Source organism: Paraburkholderia sp. BR14320 (assembly GCF_040948665.1).
GTDB lineage: Bacteria > Pseudomonadota > Gammaproteobacteria > Burkholderiales > Burkholderiaceae > Paraburkholderia > Paraburkholderia youngii.
Map to the genome: position 1 here is coordinate 1 of NZ_JBFPKG010000368.1, position 254 is coordinate 254.

Sequence of the window (254 nt, forward strand, 5' to 3'; positions counted from 1 at the left end):
TGGCGCCTTTACGGCGAAAATCTACTGGCATCTATACGCCGAAAGACTTGCGGCGCCTAAACGCCGAAAAGTCCCTGGCGCCTTTATGCCGAAAACGGTTTCGGCTCCTTAACGGCGAAAGTTCACACCAGGTTTGCCGATGATCAGCCCGTTCTCGCCCGCGGCGATGAACTTCAGCGCGTTGAGTTGGAAGCAGGCCTGACGCGGGATTTTCGGATTGAACGACCAGTCGAACTCGGCCAGCGTGAGTTTTT

At 55.9% G+C, this 254-nt stretch carries 1 pseudogene; it reads right to left on the bottom strand.

Annotated features, from left to right (window positions below):
- Positions 1-126: 126 nt before the first annotated feature.
- A pseudogene (locus AB3X89_RS40685) lies at positions 127-254 on the bottom strand (ATP-binding protein); the annotation flags it as partial.